Consider the following 21,482-nt stretch of genomic DNA (forward strand, 5'->3'; position numbering starts at 1 on the left):
GGAGCTACCTTCGATTCGTGAGGCGCCGACGCCGCCTCGTCGACCTTCGGAGGCACCGTGAACCACCGCCACGAACACTTCAGAACCTTTTTCTTGAGATTGATGGGATTCGCGCTCGTGTTCCTCGGGAACGCGGCGATCGCGAAGGCCACCGTCGTCACGCCGACCGACGATACCCACGTGAACCTCGACGGCTCGGGGCCGCATGGCAGCTCGACCGAGCTCGTCGTCAAGCTGTCGCGGAACACCAGCACGGACCAGTCGTACAACTCCGTGGCGACCGTCATGCGGTTCCAGATCAACCCGACGGACAAGGCCACGGACGCGGCGCTTTACCTCGACCTCGCCAGGTTCGACGAGGCGCTCTCTTGCGATTTCCGGATCTGGGGCATCCGGGAGACGACACTCGCCGCGGAGACCTTCGAGGAGGAGACCGCGAACTGGTCGACGTTCAATTCCATCATCAACAATAGCGCCGTGGGCGTGAACACGTCGCCGCTCTGGCCCATCCTCTTCGATGGAAACCCCGCCACGCCCGACCGGGACCCGCTCGCGACGATCACGCTGACGCAGGCCGACCTCAACAAGGCCGTGCGATTCTCGAGCGCGGCCCTGGTCGACTTCATCAACGCCGATAGCGACGGCGTGATCACGCTCATCGTCACGCGTGTCCTCCGGAGCAACAGCTTCGACACGGCGTTCGCCTCGAAGGAGCACACGACGCTGAGCGGGCCGCGCCTCTTCATCCAGGCCGAGGAGACGCTCGGCGCCGCCGCGGACACCTATGCTCGGTATGGGGACTCGACGGTCCACGGAGCCGAGAGCGACATCCTCGTGAAGAACAACGGCGGCACGCACGCCAATACACGCAAGGGCGTGGTTCGTTTCGAGATGGCGCCGGGCACGAAGGTCGAGAAGGCCACGATGAGCCTCGACGTCGCGAATTACTTCCAGGACGTCGGCACGGTCCCGGAGAGCTTGAACTTCGCCGTCTTCGGCATCCGCGACGGCGCGGCGTCCGAGAGCTTCGACGAGGCGACGGCGAACGACGCGACGTTCTCGAACGAAATCGACAGCTCGTCCGACGGCGTGCGGAACTCGGAGGTCGATGCGCTCGGGCAATTCACGGTGAAGCGCACCGACGTGGGCAAGACCGTCTCGTTCACCAGCGACGCGCTCGTCGATTTCGTCAACGCGGATGGGAATGGCAAGATCACGCTCGTCCTCGTCCGCGCCAAGTACACGCCGTACCTCAACTTCGCGTTCGCCTCGAAAGAGAACACGACCCTCGAAGGCCCGCGCCTCGCCATCACCCACGCCCTCGACGACGTGCCCGCGCCGACCCTGAAGTTCGTCTACCAGGACATCAACGGCGACGGCGCCCAGGAGCTTCTGCTCGTGGTCGAGTTGCCCGGCGGCAATGGGTTCGTCGTGGCCGATCCCTTCGTGATCGCCGAGGCGCTGCGCACGTCGGGATACAACTTCGGCGCCGGCACGGATTTCTGGGAGACGCTCAGCGTCACGCAACAGGCGAGCTTGCTCGCGACGGTCTCCGATCTCGTGGGGAACGTGGGCACGACGGTCGACGCGACCGAGCTCGAAGCGGCCCGTACGGACCTGCCCGAGGGACGCACCTATTCGGTTGCCTTCTTCAACGGCGATTTCGAGCAATCGCGTTACGGGATGACCTTCTCGGGCTCGATGATGTCGAGCACGTCGCAGAACGCGCTCGGGTACACGACGGTCGAGATCGGCCAGGGCAATGCCGGCGCGATGTTCACGGACAGCGGGCTCGCCATGGGCTTCGAATCGAACCTCTTCGTCCTCACGACGGGCGTGGGTGATCCCTCCGGCACGACCGCGTCGCTCAACCTGTCGGCCGGCGTGGGCCTCTATGGCGAGCTCAAGTACGGCAAGGATGGGCAATACGGCTTCAGCGTCCCGCTCGTCGTCGTCCCCGTGGGCGTGTCGGTGTACGTCAAGGGCAGCGATGCCGTAACCGCGTACAACCACGTGCGGGGCTGGGTCATCGGCTTCGGCACTCCGCTCCACATCATGGCCTACAACCTCCACGCGTGGGGCATCGACTGGAGCCACGACGTCCGCGTCGGCCTCGTCGACGCGGTGAACGACGGTCGTATCGTGATCAGCCATCACGCGGGCGTCGCGGTGGTGTGGACGCGGGAGGCCGCGCGGGAGTCGACGGTTTGGCTGCATGGAACCACCGAGGAGATCGGCTCGAAGCTCAATGGTGTCGCCGGGACGGCCAGCACCGCGCTCCTCTCCACGACCGAGAATGCAGCCGCCGAGGTCACGAACTGGACCTCGACGGCCGGGTCGGTCGTGAATTCGACGCTCGACTCGACCCTGGGCTGGTTCGAGGGCGGCGTGTCGGATCTCGAGGACCTCGCGGAGGACGTGGGCAGCGAGGTCGAGGACGTCGTGGATGACGTGGGCGAGGTCCTCTGCAAGGTGTTCTGCTTCTGATCCTCACCCCGGCGGGGCGGCCTTCCCGGCCGCCCACGCGATCGCCGACAAGGCGACGAGCAACCCGGCGAACGTGCGGAACGCACGAGAATCCCCCTCCGCCGGCAGATCTCGTTTGAGCCGCAAGCTCCCCGCCGCGCACACGATCCAGCCCATCACATCCCCCGAGAGCAGCGCGGCGAGCGCGGCGATCGTCAGCACGATTCCCCGCTGCCGCGTATCGAGCGCCCGAAAGCCCCGCGCGCCGTCGAGCTGCCAGACGGGGACCAGGTTGAAGACGTTGAGCGTCGCGCCGACGCTCGCCACCGCGAGCATCGTGCGATCCTTCAGGACGAACCCCGCCGCGAGCGCGATCGCCGCCGCGGCGCACCCCCACACGGGCCCCGCGAGCCCGACCCGCGCGTCCTCGCGGGCGTCGATCGGATACTGCTTCATCCGCACGAGCGCGCCGAGGCCCGGCACGAACATCGGCGCGGTCGCCTGGATCCCATACAGGCGAAGCGCCGAGACGTGCCCCATCTCGTGCACGTAGATCGAAGCCACGAGCCCGAGCGCGAAGGTGAGCCCGCGGGATCGATCGAGCGCGAGCCACGCGAACATCGAGAGGAGCGTGGGCAGCGAAGCGAGCCCCGAGACGAGCAGCTTTGCCTTCCCGAGCAGCGAGAGCAGGAAGTACTTGAGGTTCCACGCGACGAGCGCGACTGCGCCGAGGCCTGCCACCGTCTTCGCGCGTCCGCCCTGCGGCTTCGGCGTATTTCCGACTTGTTCGAGGGCCAGGCTGAGGCGTCGGATCGTCTCGCCGACGACGCGATGCTGCGTGCTGCCCGGGGGCAAGAGGCCGAGCGCCTCGCGCCAGTGCGTGAGGGCGTCGGTGATGCGTCCTTCGCGCTCGGCGGCCTCGCCGTCTGCCGCGAGGGCCGCGAGGCGCGCGCCGTGCACGAGCTTGCGGCAGGCGGGGCAGGCGAGCATGCCCGGGGCGAGCTCGACCCCGCAGGCCGCGCAGCGCGAGACGACGTGGTTCAAGGGGTCGGGCTCGCGCTCGTGTTCACCTGGTACGGGCCGCTGATGGCGACCGGGCCGCCGACGCCCCTCGACGCCTGCCATGCGGTGCGCAGGCCGAAGAAGATGATCAGCGCGCCGATCACGCCGCTGAAGCCGCTCGTGACGTCGAGGATCGGCGCGATCAGCGTGAACGCCGAGACGAGCACGACGTAGACGATGCTGCCGATGAGCCCCAGGCTCTGCGTGTCGTCGCCCGCGTTCATCGCAGCGAGGATCGAGGGGAGGTACCCCATCGCAGACGCGAGGTACGTGAGCACGACCGCGAGCACCTGATGTTTCGTGCTGCCGAATCCACGCGTGACGCTCTGGATGACGCGGCCGACGACCAAGCCGATGCCGATGGTCGCGAGCGCGAGCTGGATGTGGGTGAAGTGGACGAAGAGCGCGTACACGACGCCGCAGCCGAGGGCGACGCTGCCGGCCAGGAGGAAGGCTTTTCCGAAGGCCGCGCCGCTGCGGGCATCGTCCGACGAGCGATGGACGGCGTCGCGACACGAGCTGCACAGGACCTTGTCGAGGAGCTGGTAGTACGCGGTCGTGATGGCCGACTGGCAGATCGAGCACTGCACGTGCCTGGCGGCGGGCTCGCCAAACTCGGCGCGCTCGAAGTCGAGTTGGGCCGGTGCTTCGGGCGCGGCGGGCGCTTCGGGTGCGGTGGGCGCGGCGAGCGCTTCGGGCGCGGCGGGCGGCGCTTCGGGTTCGGCAGGCTTGGTGTCGAGTGTGGCTTGGCTCATCCCCCGATCTCCATCGGCGGGAGTTGAGCGTCACGGGCGAGCGAAGTCAATCATGCCGAGGCGAGGTGCGGAGGAGGGGGGGACCGTTCGTGGTGCCTCCGCGGGGAGGACGACCGCTCTCAGGGCGAATGGATCTGGTAGCTCATCCCGCCGACGACCTTGCCGGAATTTGATTGGTGCACCTGGAAGAGCCGGGGGGTGTTGCCGGGCAGAGGTTTGTCGGTGATGAAGGTGAGCTTCACCTCGTACGCCTCGGCGGGCCCCAGCGTGATGCCGCCGATGCGGGCATCTTCTTTCGAGGTGATCCCGATCTTGCCGTTGGCGAGCAGCGCGACGCCCTGGCCGACGGCGCCTGCCTGGATCCAGCGCTGGAGCAGCGTGGGCCCGAGATCGATCTCGACCGTGCCATACGAAAGGAAACCGCCATTGCCGGGATTCAGCGCGATGAAGGCGAAGTCGGTCCCTTTGGGGGTACCCACCTGCTCGAACGGATCACGCACCAGGAAAGAAACCGTGCTTTGCCATTTTTTGGTGCCGGTGAGCTTCCACTCGTCGACCACGTTCATGTTCCGCCACGCGATGTTGTTGTTGTCGCGCGTGTTCTTCTCGACCTCCGCGGTCTCGGCGTGAAACATGGGATCTTCGTCGGACTCCCAGCGCGCGAGCATGCAGTAATGACCGGTGCCCGGAGGGTTCCAGGGCGCGGCGACATCGTGCACCTTGCCGACGCCGCCCGGGACCACGTAGGGGAGCGTCGCGAACTCCGTCCAGTTCGACGGCCAGGCGAGCCCCGAGGAGGCATGCGCGTAATACACGTGCAACGTGCCGGGCACGGCCACACTCCTTTGATTGCGCAGGCGCACATAGGCGTAGTTGACCTGCCCGAACTTCGGGTTGAGATGCTGGTGCTTGCCGTCCTTCGTGTGACGGATCCAGATGTCTTCGCTTTGCCACATGGGCTGGCCTGCGGTGGCCGGATCGGGTTCCAGCCCGGTGTCCGACGGCGTGTCCTGGATCCATACGCCGCCGGAGTTGTAGAGACCTTCGCAGTGCGCGGGTGGCATGACGAGGTAGGAGAAGGAGGGGGGAATGAGAATACCCTGCAGCGTGTCGCCCTCGTGGGGGCCAGCGGGTTCACCCCACCAGTTGTCCTCGAAATGGGCTAGCGAGGGGATGCTGCCGATGAACACTGCGCCGAAGACGGGGGGCCGACCATTGCGCACGATGCAGGTCTGGTGCACCTCCATGGTCGGGGCCTTGCCCCACTGGCCCAACAACGCGAACGCTTTTCCCCCTGCGACCTGTCCGTAATTGGCGCCGTTTTCCGTGATGACACTGTCATGGATGGACAGGATGCCATCTCCCTGCACGTGGAGCGCGTTGGGTCGGTTCCGTGCGAGGGTCGCGCCGGTGATGGTGACGACGCCCGCATCGAGGTACAGGGCGCCCCCAGCGACTTCCTCGGCACCCCCGAGAGAGAACAAGTCATCAGGGGCCAAGTTCGCCGATAGCGTGCCTCCGTGGATCTCGAGCGACCCGCGATTGAAAATGGCTCCGCCGTAGCCTGCCCGATTGCCGGATATCTCGACCTCGACGAGGCTCACCGTTCCCTTGGTATCGTTGAAGATGCCGCCACCCCGGTCGTCATTGCCTCCTTCGAGGACATTGTCGAGTGCTACATTGCCGCTGATCTTGCTATGATCCACGGTGACGGTCCCGGACGCATTGTAAATGCCTCCGCCGTTGTCGAACGCCCAAGCCCCGAAGATTTTACTCTCATCGAGGATCTGGACGTCACCCTGGGCGTTGTAAATGGCCCCGCGGCAAAACTCCCCCTGCTCGATCGAGCTGCCGACGAGCTGGACCGCGCCGGCGTTGTTGTAGATGCTGCCGCCGTTGCCCTGCAGCGGAGATGCCTGGTTGCCCAACCTGCACGGAACATCTCCTTCGTATGTGCCGCACCGATAGAGGATGCTATCGAGGGCGACGACCGAGCCGCCGTCGTTATAGATCGCGCCCCCGTTCACGGCGTAGAACCCCTCGATGGTGACCGTGTCGAGATCCAGGCTTCCACGGTTGTGAATTGCGCCGCCCTCGTCGATCGGTACGTAGGAGCCAAGGCACCCGAGCTTCAGCGACTTCAGCACGAGGTGGCCTTCGGGGTCGACATCAAAGACGCGCGGCGTGGGCCCCGAGGCGCCATCCTGGAGATGGATGGAATCTGTCAAGGGATCCGTGCCGACGATGGTGATCTCGGTGCGGATGGCGGGAAGCGTCGCGTCGATCTCATACGTTCCATGAATACACAAAGTGGCGGCCGTCGTGTTGTCGTTGGCCCATTGAATGGCGGTGATCAGATCGCCGGCGTCGTCGGGAGCGACGTCATAGGTGCACGCTGCCGCGGCGCGGCATGCGAAGAGGGAGCCGGTCAGAGCCACGAAGAGGCTGGTCCAGACCGATATGCGGCGGCGCGTCGAGCGTCCGCGCGCTTCGACACGAAGAGCGGATGACGATAACATCGTTGCCTTCCTGGTCGTGGGAGGGATTGCCAAGACGGTCTCACGATGGCGTTTGATCGGACAACAACTCGACACAGGTGGGAAGCAGAAGCGCAGCGGTGATGACCGCCGTGCCTGCGGGCATGAAACCCTATCTCGCTCGCGGCGGCTCGGCCGTCGGCGCGCCCGCCTTGTCGCGCATTCGCCGGGAGAGGCTTGGGAGGGTCGTGGAGACGGTTCGACGTGCGCCGAGAGAGGGGTGGGAGGGTCGCGGAGACGGTTCGACGTGTGCGGGCGCTTGTTGACACCGATGCGCGCCTCCGCCGAGACTTCGGGCCGCATGGGAAGCCAATTCCTCGATCTTCTCCTCGTGGACCCTGCGCCGTTGCAGGCGCGCATCCGTGGCGACGTCGCCGATCTCGTCGACGCCGTCTACCGCGCGGCCGAGCCGCCCGACGAGCGCTTGCGTCCTGCGTTCGAGGTGATGGCGCGGGGCACGTTCGTCTTTTTGCCCAAGCGCGCGGAGCACCCCGACGGGGCCATGTATGGGCGCGCCGTGGAGGTTCTTCTCGCGAGCTTCGCGCATCGGAAATGGAGCCTCGAATATTACCCCGACGAGAGCGAATCTCCCCTCTGGGAGCTCTCGTATCGGGCATGCGAAGCAGAATGGCTCGACTTGCCGTCGTCTCTCTCCGGCATTCCCGCGATCGCCTGGCGTAGCCCCGACACGTGCAGGCGCCTCGCGAGCTCGATCGCACAAGCGCTCTCGTCGCGGAGCTTCAACGAGCGATACAGCCCCGAGGCGACGCTGCGCGAGGCAAAGGAGGCGCTCGACGTGGGCTCCTCGTCGGGTCACGGGCTCTTCACGATTTTCCAAGGATAGAGGTGCGGCAATGACCTGGTTCGGCTCGCTGACGGTCGCTTTCGTCCAAGCGCTGGCACCGGATGCCCGCGCTTTGGCAGATGCCAAGAAGCTCGCGAAGGTCTCGGCCTGGCGGAGGCTCGGTCGTGAGGGAGATGCCGTGTGGGGCGTGGCGCTCGGCTCGAAAGGCGACGCCTATGCGGTCTTCGCGCGTTCGGCGGAAGATGCGCGCTGTAGCTGCCCGAGCCGCAAGCGGCCATGCAAGCACGCATTGGGGCTGCTCCTCCTCGTCGCGAACGGGCATGCGTTCGTGGAGGAAGCATTGCCGGCGGGTCATCGATATACTTGAACGGAGCACGCTCGCCAGGCTGCTCGCACCCTTTCCAAATCCAGCGCCTCGTGGTAGACACGCCGCAGTCATCCCCGGCTGCGGCTCGGAAAGGATCAAACCATGGCCACGCGCGCTCTCATCGTCGTCGATATCCAGAATGACTACTTCCCTGGAGGGAAGTGGACGCTCAGCGGGGTCGAGGCCGCCGCCGACAATGCGGCGCGACTGCTCGCCGCCGCCCGCAACAAGGGCGATCTGGTCGTCCACATCCGCCACGAATTCCCGACCGCCGACGCCCCCTTCTTCGCCCCCGGCTCGGAAGGCGCGCAAATTCACCCGAAGGTGCAGAACCAGGGCGACGAGCATGTGGTGCTGAAGCACCAGATCAACTCATTCCGGGACACCGACCTCAAGGCCGTGCTCGACCGCAATGGCATCACCGAGGTCGTGATCTGCGGCAACATGAGCCACATGTGCGTCGATGCCGTGACGCGCGCATCCGCCGACTTCGGCTACGCCGTTACGGTCATTCACGACGCCTGCGCCTCGCGCGACCTGGAGTTCAACGGCGTGCGGGTCCCCGCAGCCCATGCTCACGCAGCATTCATGGCAGCACTCGGCTTCGCCTACGCAAAGATGCGATCGACCGACGAGTTCCTCGGCTGAGCTCGAAGGCGCAGCGCTGGGGCTTTGCCCCAGGCCCCAGGAGGGGGCTGTCCGCCCCCTCCACCCCGGACCAGCCAGGGGCTGGACCCAAGCTCGATGAACTGCGCGATGCGCAGTTCATCGAACAGGCCCGGGTCAAGACCCCCAACGATCCTGCCAACCAAGACCGCTACGCTGCCGTTTCCATCGGCAACGTGCACGTCGCCAGCTTGAAACCCACCTCCAGGGTCTTGCCACCGGCCCGTTGGAAGAACTGCGCATCGCGCAGTTCTTCCATTTCGGTCCAGGCCGTGCCTGGTCCGGGGTCGAGGGGGCGGACAGCCCCCCGCGGGGTCCGGGGCAGCGCCCCGGCGCGGCGGCCCGAGCGACGCTAGATCGGACAATCAATGTCCATAACGTGGGCTCTTCCCTCTGGACGAGGGGGCCTTCGACGGGCAATCTACGCCGCGCTCGACGATGGGCTGCGCATTCGGGCCGAGCAGGCGGATCGTTCCGCCGTGGAATGGCTCCATGCGCGCGTATTGGATTGAAGTTCAATCCCCGTTTCGGCGAGGAGGCTGCGGCGTCGCGGTGGCGATATCGCAGTGGAGGAGCATGAAGAAGGTCCTCGAGATGATCGCGGTCATCGTGGTGGTGTTGTGCCTGATCAGCGCGGGCGTTCTCCTCTCCCGTGGGCCCGGGAAAGACGCGCCTGCTGCGCCCGACGGCGCTGTGGACGAGTCTGCGGTGACGACGATGATCGGAGGCGGGCCGTGAGGAAGGTGCCGAGGCGCTCGCGCCTCAAGCCACCGGCGTGGTGGGGGGCGACAGGACGGCCGTGAAATCCTGGACGAACCGCTCGGCGTAGTTCTCGACCAGCTCGCGCACGCGGGCCGGGTTGTCCGCGCGGACGATGAGCCCTGCGTGGTGCGGCTTCTCCGGCGTGCGCCAGACGATCTCGGGGTCCGTGTATGCCGACATGTCCGGGTGCTCCTGCCGCGACAGCGAGATCACGAGACCGCCGTAGTCGTAGCGCCGCGGCGGCAGCACGTACGGGCGTTCGCCTTGCGCGATTTCGACCTTCGCCCATTCGCGCCACAGGTTGATCCCCGTCGCTGCCTCTACCACGTCCGACGTGTGGCTCCCGCCCACGCGCGCGGCGGCCTCGATGAAGTAGATCCGGCCGTCCTCGTTCGAGCGCACGTACTCGATGTGCGTCACGCCGCGCACGAGGCCCATGTGCTCGATCACCCGCTCGTTCAGGTCGATGAGCTCGCGCCACAGATCACTCGCTCGGTCGATCGTCTGCGTCGCCGAGGGGCCTCCTTGGTTCACCACCTCGAAGAGCGACGTCCTGTACTGGTGCGCTTCGGCGAACACGATGCGCTTCTCGGAGACGATCGCGTCCACGTGGAAGAACTGGCCCGGGATCATCCGCTCGAGCAGGTAGCGCGAGCGATCGTCGCCGAGCTCCTCGATGACGCGCAGCGCGTCCTCCTCGCGGTCGAGCTTCTTGATGCCGAGCGATGCGGCCTCCGAGCGGGGCTTGAGCAGCCACGGCGCCGGCACCGTGCGCAGGAAGCGGCGCACGCGCTCGTCGTTCAGCACGTGCACGAAGTCTGGCACCGGGATGCTGCGATCCTTCGCGCGGGCGCGCATCGCCAGCTTGTCGCGGAAGTACCGCGCCGTCGTCTCGCCCATGCCCGGGATGCGCAGGTGCTCGCGCAGGTGCGCGGCGAGCTCCACGTCGTAGTCGTCGAGCGGCGCGACGCGCTCGATCTCGCGCGTCCGGGCGAGGTAACTGACCGCGTTCACCACCGCGCGCCGATCGCTCAACGTCGGCATGCCGAAGATCTCGTCGATCTCGTCGCGCGCCCAGGGTTTGCCGAGCAAGGACTCGAGCGTCAACAGGATCACCCGGCAACCCTCGCGCCGCGCCTGCTTCAGGAAGTCGTTGCCCTTGAAGTAGCTCGACACGCAGAGGATCGTGGTCGGCGGCGGGGGCAGGGAGGCGGGCCTCGTTGGCTCGTGGTCGGTGTTGATCACGGCGCCTCCATTACCCCAACTCGGGCCGGGATGTCATCTGGCCGTCGCGCCAAACTCAGCCGGCCATCTCGGCCCCACGCATCTGGCGGATCAGCGCGATCACGAGATCGATGCCAATCTTGTTGTCACCCCCCTCGGGGATGATCACGTCGGCCCAGCGTTTCGAGGGTTCGACGAACATGAGGTGCATCGGCCGCACGGTCCGGTAGTACTGCTCCCGGATGGAGTCGAACGTCCGGCCGCGGTGCTCGATGTCGCGGCGGATGCGCCGGAAGGCCCGGATGTCGGCGTCCGTGTCGACGTAGATCTTGATGTCGAGCTGATCGCGCAGCTTCGCCTCGACGAACACCAGGATGCCCTCGACGATGACCACCGGCGTCGGCGCGACGCGGCGCGAATCGGGCGCGCGGCGGTGCGTCTTGAAGTCGTACCGCGGCACGTCGATGGAGGCACCTTCTCGCAGGGCCGCGAGGTGCTCGACCAGGAGCTCCGTTTCCAGCGACTCCGGGTGATCGAAGTTGAGGCCGCAGCGCTCCTCGTAGGAGATGTCGCCTCGATCGCGGTAGTACGCGTCGTGCTCGAGGATGTTCACGCCGGTGGGAGGCAGCGCCTCGACGATACGGCGGGCCACGGTCGTCTTGCCTGAGCCGCTGCCGCCAGCAACTCCAATGATGAGCGGTCGCATCAGAGCTCGTTCGTCCCGGCGGCACCATACTTCGATTCGACGGCCTGGTCGACCGTGGAGCGAACAAGCATGCCGCGCCACACCTTGACGGGCGCGCCGGGTCTTGCCGCAGCGCGGACGGAGCCGAATGTGAGGGGGAGAAGGGTCGATGGCCGGCGGGCGCTCGAAGGCGACCCGACGGACTCGCGCCATGGAGGTTCCATGAAGTTACCGCTCCAGATCACGTTCCGCGACATGCCACCGTCGGAGTCCGTGGCGCGCGAGGTGCGCGAGAAGGCCGAGAAGCTCGACGAGGTCTACGAAGGGATCATGGGGTGCCGCGTGGCGATCGAGCCGGAGTCCCGCCGGCGTCACCAGGGCAACGTCTACCGCGTGCGGATCGACATGACCGTGCCCGGCGAGGAGATCGTCGTCGGCGGCGAGTCTGCCGAGGAGCAGCACATGCACGCGCACGAGGACGTGTACGTCGCGGTGCACGAGGCGTTCGACGGCGCGCGCCGGCTGCTCCGGGAGTACGTGGCCAAGCAACGGGGCGACGTGAAGACCCGCGTCGGGCCGCCGCACGGAAAGGTCGCGCGGATCTTCCCGGAGAGCGGCTACGGTTTCCTGGAGGCCGAGGACGGCTACGACGTGTACTTCCACAAGAACAGCGTCCTCAACAACGGCTTCACGCGGCTCGCCGTGGGCACCGAGGTCCGCTACGAGGAGGAGCTCGGAGAGAAGGGGCCGCAGGCGAGCACCGTCGCCATCGTCGGCAAGGGCGGACACGGACACCGCGCCGCCTAGACCATCAAAATCGGCCGCCTCTTGCGGAGCCCCGGCAAACTGGGTACGAACGCCCGCTGCGGACGCGCGGCCCGGGCAGTCGCCCGGTGCGGCGATCCGGGTCTTGGCGGAGGACGGCGTGGCGGACCCTTCGGGGCGCTTCCCCATACGTGAGCACGACACGCTGGCCGGCGGCTTTTCAGGGACGCCGCGCGTGGGCTCGACCTTGCCCGGCCCCTTGCCCGACGGGATCGGGCCCGCGCTGCGCGCCTTCGAGAAGGGAGTGCGCATCGGCAAGTTCCCGATCGTCCGCGTCATGAGCACGGGCGGGATGGGGATCATCTACGAGGCGATGCACCCCGTGCTCGGCTCGCGCGTCGTCATCAAGACCGTGCGCCCCGAGATGGTCGGCAAGGCCGCGATGGCCGAGCGCTTCCGCAACGAGGCGCTCGCCGCGAGCCGCATCCGCGACGATCGCCTGCCGCAGATTTTCGACATCGATCGTCTCGACGACAACACGCAGTACATGGTGATGGAGTACCTCGAAGGCGAGGATCTCCAGCAGCGGCTCTCCGACGGGCCGCTCACGCCGGCGTACGCGACGCGCGTGCTCTTCGAGGTCCTCGAGGTCCTGCACAAGGTCCACAAGCTCGGCGTCATCCACCGCGACATCACGCCGCGAAACATCTTCCTCGCGCGGAGCGAGGTGCTCGGCGAGATCCCGAAGCTCCTCGACTTCGGCGTCGCCCACTTCGTCGACGATCCGAACACGCGCCCCGGCGAGCTCGTGGGCTCGCCGTTTTACATGGCGATCGAGCAGGTCCGGGATCACGGCGCGATCGGGCCGTGGACCGACGTCTTCGCCGCGGGCGTCGTGCTCTACGAGCTCGTCGCGGGCGTGCGCCCGTGGCCCGGATCGAGCCTCATCGGCTACCTCACGGCCCTCGCCGAGCGACAACCGCCGCGCTCCCTCGCCGCCGCCGCGCCGAACGTCCCGCCCGGCCTCGCCGAGGCCGTCATGCGCGCCATCCGCATCGAGCCGATCGAACGTTTCCCCGACGCCGCGGCCTTCGCGCGCGCCCTCGAGCCCTTCGCCGCCGATCGCGCCGTGCTCTACGATCTGCGCCGCGGGGGGCAACGGTCGAGCGTGCCGACGCGCCGCGCGAGCCTCGAAAACGAGGCGACCGTCGCGATCACGCGCAGCAAGACGGTCACGATCCCGCCGCCGCCGCCCGTCCCCAAGCTCGCGGGCATCCAGTCGAAGCTCGCGGGGCTCGGTCGTGTGCGGGTCGGGGCGGCGGCTTCGGCGGCCGACATGCCGCGGCCGAGCCTGCGCAAGGGCGAACGCAGGCACCTGACGATCGCGATGGTCGGCCTCGCGCTCGACGAGCCCCGCGAGAGCACGCTCGGCGCCGAGGACATCGAGCAGATCGCCACGCAGATCTCCGAGGTCGTCGGCCGCGCCTTCGAGACGGCCGGCGCGCGCGTCGACAGGCCCCCGGGCGAGTCCTTGATGGCCGTCTTCGGCTACCACGCGTCGAGCGAGGACGACGCCGAGCGCGCTGTCACCGCCGCGTTCGCCGCGCTCGATCAGCGCCACGAGATCAACGCGACCCTCACCGAGATCGGCTGCGCGCTCTCCATGCGCATCGGCATCCATACGGGTTTCGTCACGCGCGGCGGCGACGCCATGCTCACGGGCGAGAGCATCAACCTCGCCGAGATGCTCCAGCGCTCGGCGCCGCTCAACGCCGTCGTGGTCAGCCGCGAGACGGTCGATCTCCTCGGCGGCAGGTTCACCGAGCGGCACTTCGGGCCGATCTCGATGAAGGGCCGCGCGCGCCCGAGCGAGGCCTACGAGATCCTCGGCCCCTCCGAGGTCGAGGGCCCGCGCAAGAGCCGCGCCGGCGCGGTCGAGGAGCGGCCCTTCGTCGGGCGCGACGCCGAGCTCACCACGCTCGAAGGCCTGCTCGCCGAAGCGGGCGCGCGTGGCGGTTTGCACCTCGGGCTCGTCACGGGCGGGCCCGGCGTTGGCAAGTCGCGCCTCGTGCACGAGCTCCTGCGGCGCGTCGAGGCCGACGACGCGCGATGCACCCTCGTCGTGCGCGCGCACCCCGCCTCCGCCGCGCCCTACGGCGCCTGGGTCGCCTTCCTCCGCCGCGTCTTTTTCCCGCCCGGCGCGACCATGATCGACGCGCTCCAGACGACGACCGAGATCGGCGCCCTCGCCGCCGCGCTCGAGGACGCCCGCCGGAGCGAGCTCATCGCCAAGGCGCCCGTCGTCGATTTTCTCCTCGGCCTCGGCGGGCACGACCTCGTCGAGCAGTACGGACCCGAGGGCTTCCAGAGCCGCGTCCAGCAGACGCTCACGCTCCTGCTCGAAGCCCTCGCGCGGAGGGCCAGCGCGTTAAGGCCGGGCAGGCCCGTCCTCTGCGTGCTCGACGACATGCACCGCGCCGACGCGACGAGCCTCGACCTGCTCGGCCGTGTCCTCGGCGGCTACCGCTCCACGCTCCCCGTCGTGTTCCTCGTCACGAGCCGCGACGGCGAGATCGCGACGCTCCCCGAGCACGTCGCCGTGACGCGTGTCCCGCTCGCGCCGCTGACCGACGGCGAGATCCGCGAGATCTCTCTGTTCCTCGCGGGCGAGGAGCCCTCCGCGGACGTCGTGCGCCTGCTCGTCGAGCGGGCCGCGGGAAACCCTCTCTTCGCCGAGGAGCTTTCGCTCTCGCTCCGCGAGCAGTGCATGGTCACGGCCGACGCCACGGCCCTGCGGCGCTTCACGGTGCCCTCCTCGCTCGTCGGCATGCTCCTCGCGCGCCTCGATCGGCTGGAGCCCGAGCTTCGCACCACGCTGCAGTACGCGAGCATCCTCGGCGTCGAGTTCAGCGCGGATCTTTTCGACGCCGTTGCATCTGCGCTCGGCGACGAGCGGACCTCGCAACGTCATCTCCACGAGCTCGTCCGTCGCGGTATCCTCTCGCATCGCAAGGAGCGAGGCGAGGAGACGTTCGCCTTCCGACAGGTGCTCGCGCGGGACGCCATCTACGGCACGGTGCTCATGGACAACAAGCGCGTACTGCACCACCTGGCCGCTGCGGCCATCGAGCGCCTGCACGCCGGCAAGCTCGCGCCGCACCTGCCCGCGTTGTTCCATCACTACAGCCAGACCGACGAGGTCGAGCGCATCGTGCAGTACGCGCGCCTCACGGGCCACCGCGCCGTGGCCCTCGGCGCGTTCGCCGACGCGGTCGAGGCGCTCATGACCGCGGAGACCTTGCGCAGCCGCCTGCGCGACGACGATCCGCTCGCCGCGGCCCGCGCGCTCTTTGATCTCGGCATCGCGCTCTTCTGGCTCGGCCGCTTCGACGAGGCGGGCGAGCGTGTCGAGCAGAGCCTCGCGCTCCTCAGCGACGACACGCGTGAGGAGGCGCTCACGGTGCGCGCGCGTTGCCATCTCCTTCGCGCCGAGACCGCACACCAGCGCGCCCGCTGGCCCGAGGCCGTCGCGCAGCTCGAGCGGGCCGAGGAGCTCTTCCGCCGCGCGGGCCGGCCCTTCGACGCGGCGCAGGCGCTGTGCACGCGCGGCTTTCAGCTCCGCAGCCAGGGCAAGATCGAAGAAGGCCTCGCGCTCGCCGAGAAGGGCTGGGAGACGCTCCGGGGGTCGGACAACCTGCCCGCGGTCGTGCGGGCGGGCCACGACCTCGGCAATTTGCTGCGCGACGTGCGGCGGTACGACGCGGCGATCGAGGTGTTCGAGGCGGCGATCCGCGCCGGCGAGCAGCTCGCCCTGGAGGGCGATCCGCTCGCGGCCGTGTGGGGCCAGGTCGCGGCGCGCAGCGGCCGGGCGATGACGTTCGCCGCGATGGGGCGGCTCGACGAGGCGATCGAGGATCAGAAGGCCGTGCACGCGCTCGCGGTGCGCGAGGGCAACGTGCTGGCGCAGGCGCACTCGGGGTTTCACCTGGCGCATCACCTGCGTGAAAAAGGGGAGCTGTTCGAAGCCGAGGTGCAAGCGCTCCGCGCGCTCACGTTGTGCACCGAGCTCGGGCTCTCGGGGCGCGCCGTGAAGTGTCGGCTCTTGCTCGCGGACCTCGCGGAGAAGACGGGCCGCGGGGGCGAGGCGCTGGAGCACACGGAGGAGGCCGAGAGGCTGGCGCGGCCGATGGGCGGGGATCCTTGGATCGACGTGGTGGAGCGCCTCGCGGGGCTGCTCCGGGCGCGGGGGCGCGTGGATCGGATCACGTCGCTCGCGGCCGACACCGAGGCGAGCCTCGGGTCGTCCGCGGATGCTTCGCTCCGGCAGCGGGTGGCGGCGATCTTCGCTCGGGGGTGAGCGCGAGCGGGGCGCCCGGGCGCCGGGCCCGTGGCGAGCGCGAAGCGTTCGAAGGGGAGGCCCCTCGACCCCGTCGACGCCGGGGCACGGCGCGCGGACCGACGAATACGTTCCCTGACGGGGCTCTCAGGTCTCGCCGCAGAGGACGAACGCCGCAATGCCCCACGTCGCGGAATGGTCCCCCTCGCGAGGGGAGCCTCTCTCCTGACTGCTCCTCGTGTACCCACCAGCGCGCCGAGGCGCGGAGCATGGGCGGCGCACATGTTCCTCCCGAGGCCGGTTTTGCTGTGGCGTATCCATTGCTTCTTTCTCGGTCGGAAGGAGGCGTTGAATGAAGGCAAATGCGATGAGTCTGGTGGTGGTGGCGGGGATGAGCGCGTTTTCGGCTCACGCGGCGCCGTTGCCCGGTGCGCCGGTGACGGTGGTCGGAACGGCGGCCGGGACCGCGCGGGCGTCCAACCGTTCGTCTGGGTGCCCTGGGTATATCGTGGACGAGAACGACTACGAGTTCAGCCTGGACATGGCTCGGTCATCCCTGCGGCTGCGCACCGAGTCCAGTAAGGATCTCGTCCTCGTCGTCCAGCTCCCCGACGGCTCCTACCGCTGCGACGACGACAACGGTGGGAACGGGCAGCCTCTGATCGAGATCACGAGCCCTCAGCTCGGCACGTATCGCGTGTGGGTTGGCGTGTGGAATATCGGAGTCGTCGCCGACTACAGGCTCATCATGTCGAGCGATACCTGATCCTGCGCCTCTGCGAAAGAAAGGGGGATCTCCACGAGTCCCCCTTTCTTCACTCGGACGAACGCTGCGCTTCCTGTCCCGAGCCCAGCCGTCAATCGTCGAGGGGCAGGCCGCTCGGGAGGCTCTCCGGAATCAGGTAGAGCTGGTTCAACGTCGCGGGATCGGTCAGCGCCGACAGGAAGGCCATCAGATCCGAGACCTCGGCGTCCGTGAGGCGCGCGCCTTCCACCTTGAGCAGCGGATCGATCGACGCGAGCAAGAGCTTCCGCGTCTCCTCGCTGCTCTGGTACGTGCCCCAGAGCTCGGGCTCGACCTGCTTGTCGTCGTACGCCTTCAAATACGCCTCGGGGTCGAGGTGGTGCCGGACCGTGTCTTCGAGGTTCGCGTACGCGCCGTTGTGCATCCACGGCCCTTCGAGCTCGATGTTGCGCAGCGACGGCGTCCGGAACTTGAACCGATCCTCCTCTTTGAGCGTGATCCGCCCACGCCCGTAATCGAGCGGCGCCTCGTCGCCCTTGCCCGTGCCCACCTGCGGCGCCGCGATGTTGTGGAAGCCGAAATCGGTCTGCAGCGCGCCGGTGTGGCACGACCCGCAGTTCGCGCGCCCGTAGAAGAGCAGCGCGCCGCGCTTCTGCGCGTCCGACATCGCGCCGTGGTTCCCTGCGAGATAACGATCGAACGGCGTATCGAGCGCCGTGAATGCGTCGGTCATGAACGCGGCCGTCGCCTCGGCCAGGTGCACCACGTTGATATCGGCCTCCGTCTTGCCCGGGAAGGCCGCGAGCAGCGCGTCCTTGTAGAACGGGACGGCCATCGCGCGCGCCACGACGAGCGGCCAGATCTTCGCGAAATCGTCGTTCGTGAGGTCGGCCATTTCGTTCATGTTCCCCTTCACGTCGAGCTCGCCCGGGAAGCCGCGCATCTCCTCGTCCGGCGTGATCGGGATGATGAAGAAGGCCGCGAGCGCATTCGAGAAGTCTTGCGGCGTGTCGTCGCCCGCGGGGGAGATGTACCCGTCCGTCGGATTGCCGCCGAGCCGGCCGTCCCAGAACATCGTATCCCAGCCCTTGACGCCTCGGTTCCAGATCGAGAGCGTATTGCGGGCCAAGAACAGGCTCTTGTCCCCGTGCACCCGCTGCGGGCCGAGCCCCGTCGCGCCCTGGCCGCGGGACTGGCTCTGCCCGTCCGCGGATCCGAGCATGGGGTGATGGCAGGTGCTGCAGGCGATGTTCCGCCGGCCGCTCAGCTCTTTCTCGAAGAAGAGCAATTGGCCGAGCTCGACGAGCCCCGGATCCTGCGCCGCAGGCTTCTCCACGGGCCGCACGCCCTCGGCCTCGAGCAGCGCCGTGAGCTCTTGATCGAGGCCGGGCGCGATCGGCCCCGTGCCCTCGCCATTCTCCCCGCCGCAAGCACCGAGCAGCGCCACCGACGCCACCACACCCAAAAGCACCCGTGACGCGCTCATGCGCCGTCGTCCGTTCTCCGTAGATAAGTTCATGCTCGTCCTCCTCACGCCTCGTGGCCCTACGCCCCCCTCCGGGGCGTGACGGGCACAGCACGTACCAGCGTGCCCAAACCGGTAACCCCTCGATTTCCTTCGATCATGCCGCGCGCCGCCGCACCGACGGGTCGGTGCGCATCGAAATATCGTTGCGCGACACCGACCGGTCGGTGCTCGGACACCGAGGGGTCGTTGCGTGCGCCGGGACGGGTCGGATAGTCTCGGATCGTATGAACGTGGACGATTGGGTCGCCGCGAGCACGCACGAGCTCGCGGACCTAGCGCAGCTCGCGGATGGGACGCCCGACGCGCTCGACGAGCTCTTGCAGCGGGGCCTCGAATGGCTCGGCCGCATTGCGCCCTACGATCTCGCGGTCGTCTTCGAACTCGAAGGCCCCTTGCTCCGCGCGAGGGCCGGGCGCGGCTCGCTCTTCCGGCCCGAGGTCCACGCGTATCGCATTCACCTCGACCGGTTTCCCTCCCTTCGGCTCGCCATCGAGGAGCGCCGCAGCCGCGTCTTCACGGAGGACGATCACGCCCACGGCGACGGAGATCTCTTTGATGGCCTCATGGACTTTCCGCACGGCCACGCATGCATGGTCGTGCCCCTCGTGACGGGCTCCGAGGTCTTCGGCGTCATGTCGATCGACCGCGCGCGCTGCGGACACTATCCGAGCGCCGTCGTGGATCTCGCCGAGGTCTTCGGGCGCCTGCTCGCGCTCTCGATCCATTGCATCCGGCAAAACCAGAAGCTCGCCCGCGCGAGCCTCGAAAGCGAAGAGCGGGCCGCCGCGCTCGCGCGCCGCATCGGCGAGATCACGGAGGACGCCTCCGTGCTCGGCGACAGCGACAATGCCCAGGTGCGCGAGCTCGCGCGGCAGGCGGTCCTCGTCGCGCAGACGAGCTCGACCGTGCTCCTCATCGGCGAGACCGGCACCGGCAAGGAGCGGCTGGCGCGCTTCATTCACGAAAAAAGCCCACGCGGCAAGCGCCCGTTCGTCCCCGTGAACTGCGCGGCCTTGCCCTCGGGGACCCTCGAAAGCGAGCTCTTCGGCCACGAGCGCGGCGCCTTCTCGGGCGCCCTGCGGGCCCGCCCCGGCCTCTTTCGCGCCGCGGACGGCGGGACGCTTTTCCTCGACGAGATCGGCGAGCTGCCGCTCGATCTCCAGGGCAAGCTCCTGCGCGCATTGCAGGAAGGCGAGGTCCTGCCCGTGGGCGCGGAGCAGCCGATTCGGGTCTCCGTGCGGGTCCTCGCGGCGACGCACGTGGACCTCGAACAAGCCGTCGCCGCGGGCCGCTTCCGGGGGGATCTTTATTATCGGCTCTCGGTCTACCCGCTGCGCCTCGTGCCGCTGCGCGAGCGCATGGAGGACCTCCCTGCCATTTGCCGGGTCCTCCTGGAGGAGCTCTCCGCGCGGGTAGGGAAGGCGTCGCTTCGCCTCTCCGCGGGGGCCGAGGAGGCGCTACGCCAGCACGATTACCCGGGCAACATTCGCGAGTTATCGAATATCCTCGAGCGCGGGGCGATCCGGGCGGCGGCGGGCACGATCGAGCGGGCGGACCTCGCCCTGTTCGCGCCGCCCGCCCGCAAGCGACCCGCCTCCGGCGAGAGCGGGGCCACGGAGGCGCTGGTGTCGCTCGCCGAGAATGAGCGGCGCCACATCCAGCGGGTGCTCCGCGCGACGGGCGGCCGTATCTATGGGGAAGGCGGTGCCGCCGAGATCCTCGGCCTGCCCCCCACGACGCTTCAAAGCCGGATGAAGCGCCTGGGATTGCGGCGGGAGACAAATGCTTGACGGAGACGAAAAGGTGCTCGGCGGCGTCGGCCCTCCGCGGGCCTTCTTGTTTGCCGCGCGCCGCCAGTGATACCGTCGGCTCCATGGGGAAATGGATGGGGAAACATTGGGGGGATGGGGTGGGCGTTGTTGCGGGGATGGTGCTCGCAGGGGTGTCGATCGGGTGTTCCAGCACCACGGCGACGACCCCGCTCAAGCGACCGAGCGAGCCGCTGATCACCGGCGAGCCGCAATGGCCGGAGGAGGTGACGCGGCAGGCGGAGCGCGCCGATCGCGTCTGTGGCCAGCGCCAGGCGCAGCTCCTCTACGATTACGAGGAAGCCAAGCAGGAACAGCAGAAGTTCAAGACCATCATGGGCTCGATCACGGGCGGCGTCGGGACGGTGGGCGGCGCCGTCGGCGGGGTCGGGGCGTATGTGATCGATTCTCCCGACACCCTCAAAACGGTGACAGGCATCACGGGCATCGTGACCGCGGGCCTCGGCGCCGTGGGCTCGGTCGTGACGCTCGTCATCTCGCCCGGCGAATCGAAGATGCACGGCGCGTCGGCGTCCTTCGCGTCCATCGAGCAGAAACGAGCGGCGGCGCGGACCGCCCTCACGCAGAAGGATCCGGGCGCGTGGTCGGAGGAAGAAAAGGCCGCGTGGGACAAGGCCGCCAAGGAGCTCGAAGCGGCGTGTAAATAGAGCCGCCTCGCTGGGGCTTTGCCCCAGGCCCCAGCAGGGGCTGTCCGCCCCTGCACCCGGACCAGCCAGGGGCTGGACCCAAGCTCGATGAACTGCGCGATGCGCAGTTCATCGAACAGGCCCGGTCAAGACCGGCAGCGGCGTTCCCCACCAAGACAGCCGCGCTGCTGGTTCGGCTGGGTTCTTCGTCGGCCTGTTTGAAAAACTGCGCACCGCGCAGTTTTTCAACCCTGGGTCCAGCGCCTCGCTGGTCCGGGGTCGAGGGGGCGGACAGCCCCCCGCGGGGTCCGGGGCAGCGCCCCG

Annotated in this window: 16 protein-coding genes; 10 read left to right on the plus strand and 6 right to left on the minus strand. The window is 68.2% G+C overall.

The window, feature by feature from the left end; genetic code table 11:
* The first annotated feature begins 102 nt into the window (after positions 1-102).
* Complete coding sequence (locus QHF89_RS33540) at positions 103-2,487, plus strand: hypothetical protein (protein ID WP_136970554.1); 2,385 nt, start codon at positions 103-105, stop codon at positions 2,485-2,487.
* 3 nt (positions 2,488-2,490) lie between these two features.
* Here QHF89_RS33540 and QHF89_RS33545 read toward each other — a convergent pair whose 3' ends face one another.
* The 3 genes from QHF89_RS33545 to QHF89_RS33555 form a co-directional block, all read right to left on the minus strand.
* Positions 2,491-3,510: a site-2 protease family protein gene (locus QHF89_RS33545; protein ID WP_136970555.1), complete on the minus strand. Its 1,020-nt coding sequence runs from the start codon at positions 3,508-3,510 to the stop codon at positions 2,491-2,493.
* Positions 3,507-4,283 (minus strand): B-box zinc finger protein, encoded by a 777-nt coding sequence (locus QHF89_RS33550; protein ID WP_136970556.1) that lies wholly within the window; start codon positions 4,281-4,283, stop codon positions 3,507-3,509. The genes QHF89_RS33545 and QHF89_RS33550 overlap by 4 nt, the downstream gene beginning before the upstream one ends.
* 119 nt (positions 4,284-4,402) lie before the next feature.
* Positions 4,403-6,802, minus strand: a complete 2,400-nt coding sequence (locus QHF89_RS33555) for a hypothetical protein (protein ID WP_136970557.1) — start codon at positions 6,800-6,802, stop codon at positions 4,403-4,405.
* Positions 6,803-7,121: 319 nt separating this feature from the next.
* On the opposite strand from QHF89_RS33555, the gene QHF89_RS33560 reads away from it, so the two are divergent.
* The 4 genes from QHF89_RS33560 (at position 7,122) to QHF89_RS33575 (ending at position 9,396) form a co-directional block, all read left to right on the plus strand.
* The gene (locus tag QHF89_RS33560; protein WP_284721242.1) at positions 7,122-7,664 is read left to right on the plus strand and encodes a hypothetical protein; all 543 of its coding nucleotides are present in this window, start codon (positions 7,122-7,124) and stop codon (positions 7,662-7,664) included.
* A gap of 10 nt (positions 7,665-7,674) precedes the next feature.
* The gene (locus QHF89_RS33565) at positions 7,675-7,992 is read left to right on the plus strand and encodes an SWIM zinc finger family protein (protein ID WP_284721243.1); all 318 of its coding nucleotides are present in this window, start codon (positions 7,675-7,677) and stop codon (positions 7,990-7,992) included.
* Between the two features lie 102 nt (positions 7,993-8,094).
* Positions 8,095-8,640: a cysteine hydrolase family protein gene (locus QHF89_RS33570; protein ID WP_136970559.1), complete on the plus strand. Its 546-nt coding sequence runs from the start codon at positions 8,095-8,097 to the stop codon at positions 8,638-8,640.
* A gap of 594 nt (positions 8,641-9,234) precedes the next feature.
* Entirely contained in the window at positions 9,235-9,396 is a 162-nt protein-coding gene (locus QHF89_RS33575; RefSeq protein ID WP_170229505.1) for a hypothetical protein, read from the plus strand.
* A 24-nt stretch (positions 9,397-9,420) separates the two neighbouring features.
* Here the strand turns inward: QHF89_RS33575 and QHF89_RS33580 are convergent, their stop codons facing one another.
* Complete coding sequence (locus QHF89_RS33580; protein WP_284721244.1) at positions 9,421-10,665, minus strand: ATP-grasp domain-containing protein; 1,245 nt, start codon at positions 10,663-10,665, stop codon at positions 9,421-9,423.
* 55 nt (positions 10,666-10,720) lie between these two features.
* Positions 10,721-11,350, minus strand: a complete 630-nt coding sequence (gene udk / locus QHF89_RS33585; protein ID WP_136970560.1) for a uridine kinase — start codon at positions 11,348-11,350, stop codon at positions 10,721-10,723.
* A 201-nt stretch (positions 11,351-11,551) separates the two neighbouring features.
* On the opposite strand from udk, the gene QHF89_RS33590 reads away from it, so the two are divergent.
* The 3 genes from QHF89_RS33590 to QHF89_RS33600 all read left to right on the plus strand — a co-directional run bounded on the left by QHF89_RS33590 (position 11,552) and on the right by QHF89_RS33600 (position 17,196).
* The gene (locus QHF89_RS33590; RefSeq protein WP_136970561.1) at positions 11,552-12,136 is read left to right on the plus strand and encodes a cold shock domain-containing protein; all 585 of its coding nucleotides are present in this window, start codon (positions 11,552-11,554) and stop codon (positions 12,134-12,136) included.
* Between the two features lie 118 nt (positions 12,137-12,254).
* Positions 12,255-16,451: a serine/threonine-protein kinase gene (locus QHF89_RS33595; protein WP_136970562.1), complete on the plus strand. Its 4,197-nt coding sequence runs from the start codon at positions 12,255-12,257 to the stop codon at positions 16,449-16,451.
* 331 nt (positions 16,452-16,782) lie between these two features.
* On the plus strand, positions 16,783-17,196 hold the full coding sequence (locus QHF89_RS33600) for a pre-peptidase C-terminal domain-containing protein (RefSeq protein ID WP_136970563.1): 414 nt from the start codon (positions 16,783-16,785) through the stop codon (positions 17,194-17,196).
* A 91-nt stretch (positions 17,197-17,287) separates the two neighbouring features.
* On the opposite strand, the gene QHF89_RS33605 is transcribed toward QHF89_RS33600, so the two are convergent.
* Entirely contained in the window at positions 17,288-18,694 is a 1,407-nt protein-coding gene (locus QHF89_RS33605; RefSeq protein WP_136970564.1) for a cytochrome-c peroxidase, read from the minus strand.
* A gap of 233 nt (positions 18,695-18,927) precedes the next feature.
* Between QHF89_RS33605 and QHF89_RS33610 the strand changes: the two genes are divergently transcribed.
* The gene (locus QHF89_RS33610) at positions 18,928-20,493 is read left to right on the plus strand and encodes a sigma 54-interacting transcriptional regulator (RefSeq protein ID WP_136970565.1); all 1,566 of its coding nucleotides are present in this window, start codon (positions 18,928-18,930) and stop codon (positions 20,491-20,493) included.
* Between the two features lie 137 nt (positions 20,494-20,630).
* Positions 20,631-21,179: a hypothetical protein gene (locus QHF89_RS33615; RefSeq protein ID WP_136970566.1), complete on the plus strand. Its 549-nt coding sequence runs from the start codon at positions 20,631-20,633 to the stop codon at positions 21,177-21,179.
* Positions 21,180-21,482 lie beyond the last annotated feature (303 nt).

The sequence above is a fragment of the Polyangium sorediatum genome (assembly GCF_029946465.1).
GTDB classification, from domain to species: Bacteria; Myxococcota_A; Polyangia; order Polyangiales; family Polyangiaceae; genus Polyangium; species Polyangium fumosum.

Coding starts and splice junctions, on each gene's coding strand:
- QHF89_RS33540 (WP_136970554.1), top strand. CDS start 103: ATGGGATTCGCGCTCGTGTTCCTCGGGAACGCGGCGATCGCGAAGGCC.
- QHF89_RS33610 (WP_136970565.1), top strand. CDS start 18,928: ATGAACGTGGACGATTGGGTCGCCGCGAGCACGCACGAGCTCGCGGAC.
- QHF89_RS33560 (WP_284721242.1), top strand. CDS start 7,122: ATGGGAAGCCAATTCCTCGATCTTCTCCTCGTGGACCCTGCGCCGTTG.
- QHF89_RS33575 (WP_170229505.1), top strand. CDS start 9,235: ATGAAGAAGGTCCTCGAGATGATCGCGGTCATCGTGGTGGTGTTGTGC.
- QHF89_RS33615 (WP_136970566.1), top strand. CDS start 20,631: ATGGTGCTCGCAGGGGTGTCGATCGGGTGTTCCAGCACCACGGCGACG.
- QHF89_RS33590 (WP_136970561.1), top strand. CDS start 11,552: ATGAAGTTACCGCTCCAGATCACGTTCCGCGACATGCCACCGTCGGAG.
- QHF89_RS33565 (WP_284721243.1), top strand. CDS start 7,675: ATGACCTGGTTCGGCTCGCTGACGGTCGCTTTCGTCCAAGCGCTGGCA.
- udk (WP_136970560.1), bottom strand. CDS start 11,350: ATGCGACCGCTCATCATTGGAGTTGCTGGCGGCAGCGGCTCAGGCAAG.
- QHF89_RS33600 (WP_136970563.1), top strand. CDS start 16,783: ATGAAGGCAAATGCGATGAGTCTGGTGGTGGTGGCGGGGATGAGCGCG.
- QHF89_RS33570 (WP_136970559.1), top strand. CDS start 8,095: ATGGCCACGCGCGCTCTCATCGTCGTCGATATCCAGAATGACTACTTC.
- QHF89_RS33550 (WP_136970556.1), bottom strand. CDS start 4,283: ATGAGCCAAGCCACACTCGACACCAAGCCTGCCGAACCCGAAGCGCCG.
- QHF89_RS33605 (WP_136970564.1), bottom strand. CDS start 18,694: ATGAACTTATCTACGGAGAACGGACGACGGCGCATGAGCGCGTCACGG.
- QHF89_RS33555 (WP_136970557.1), bottom strand. CDS start 6,802: ATGTTATCGTCATCCGCTCTTCGTGTCGAAGCGCGCGGACGCTCGACG.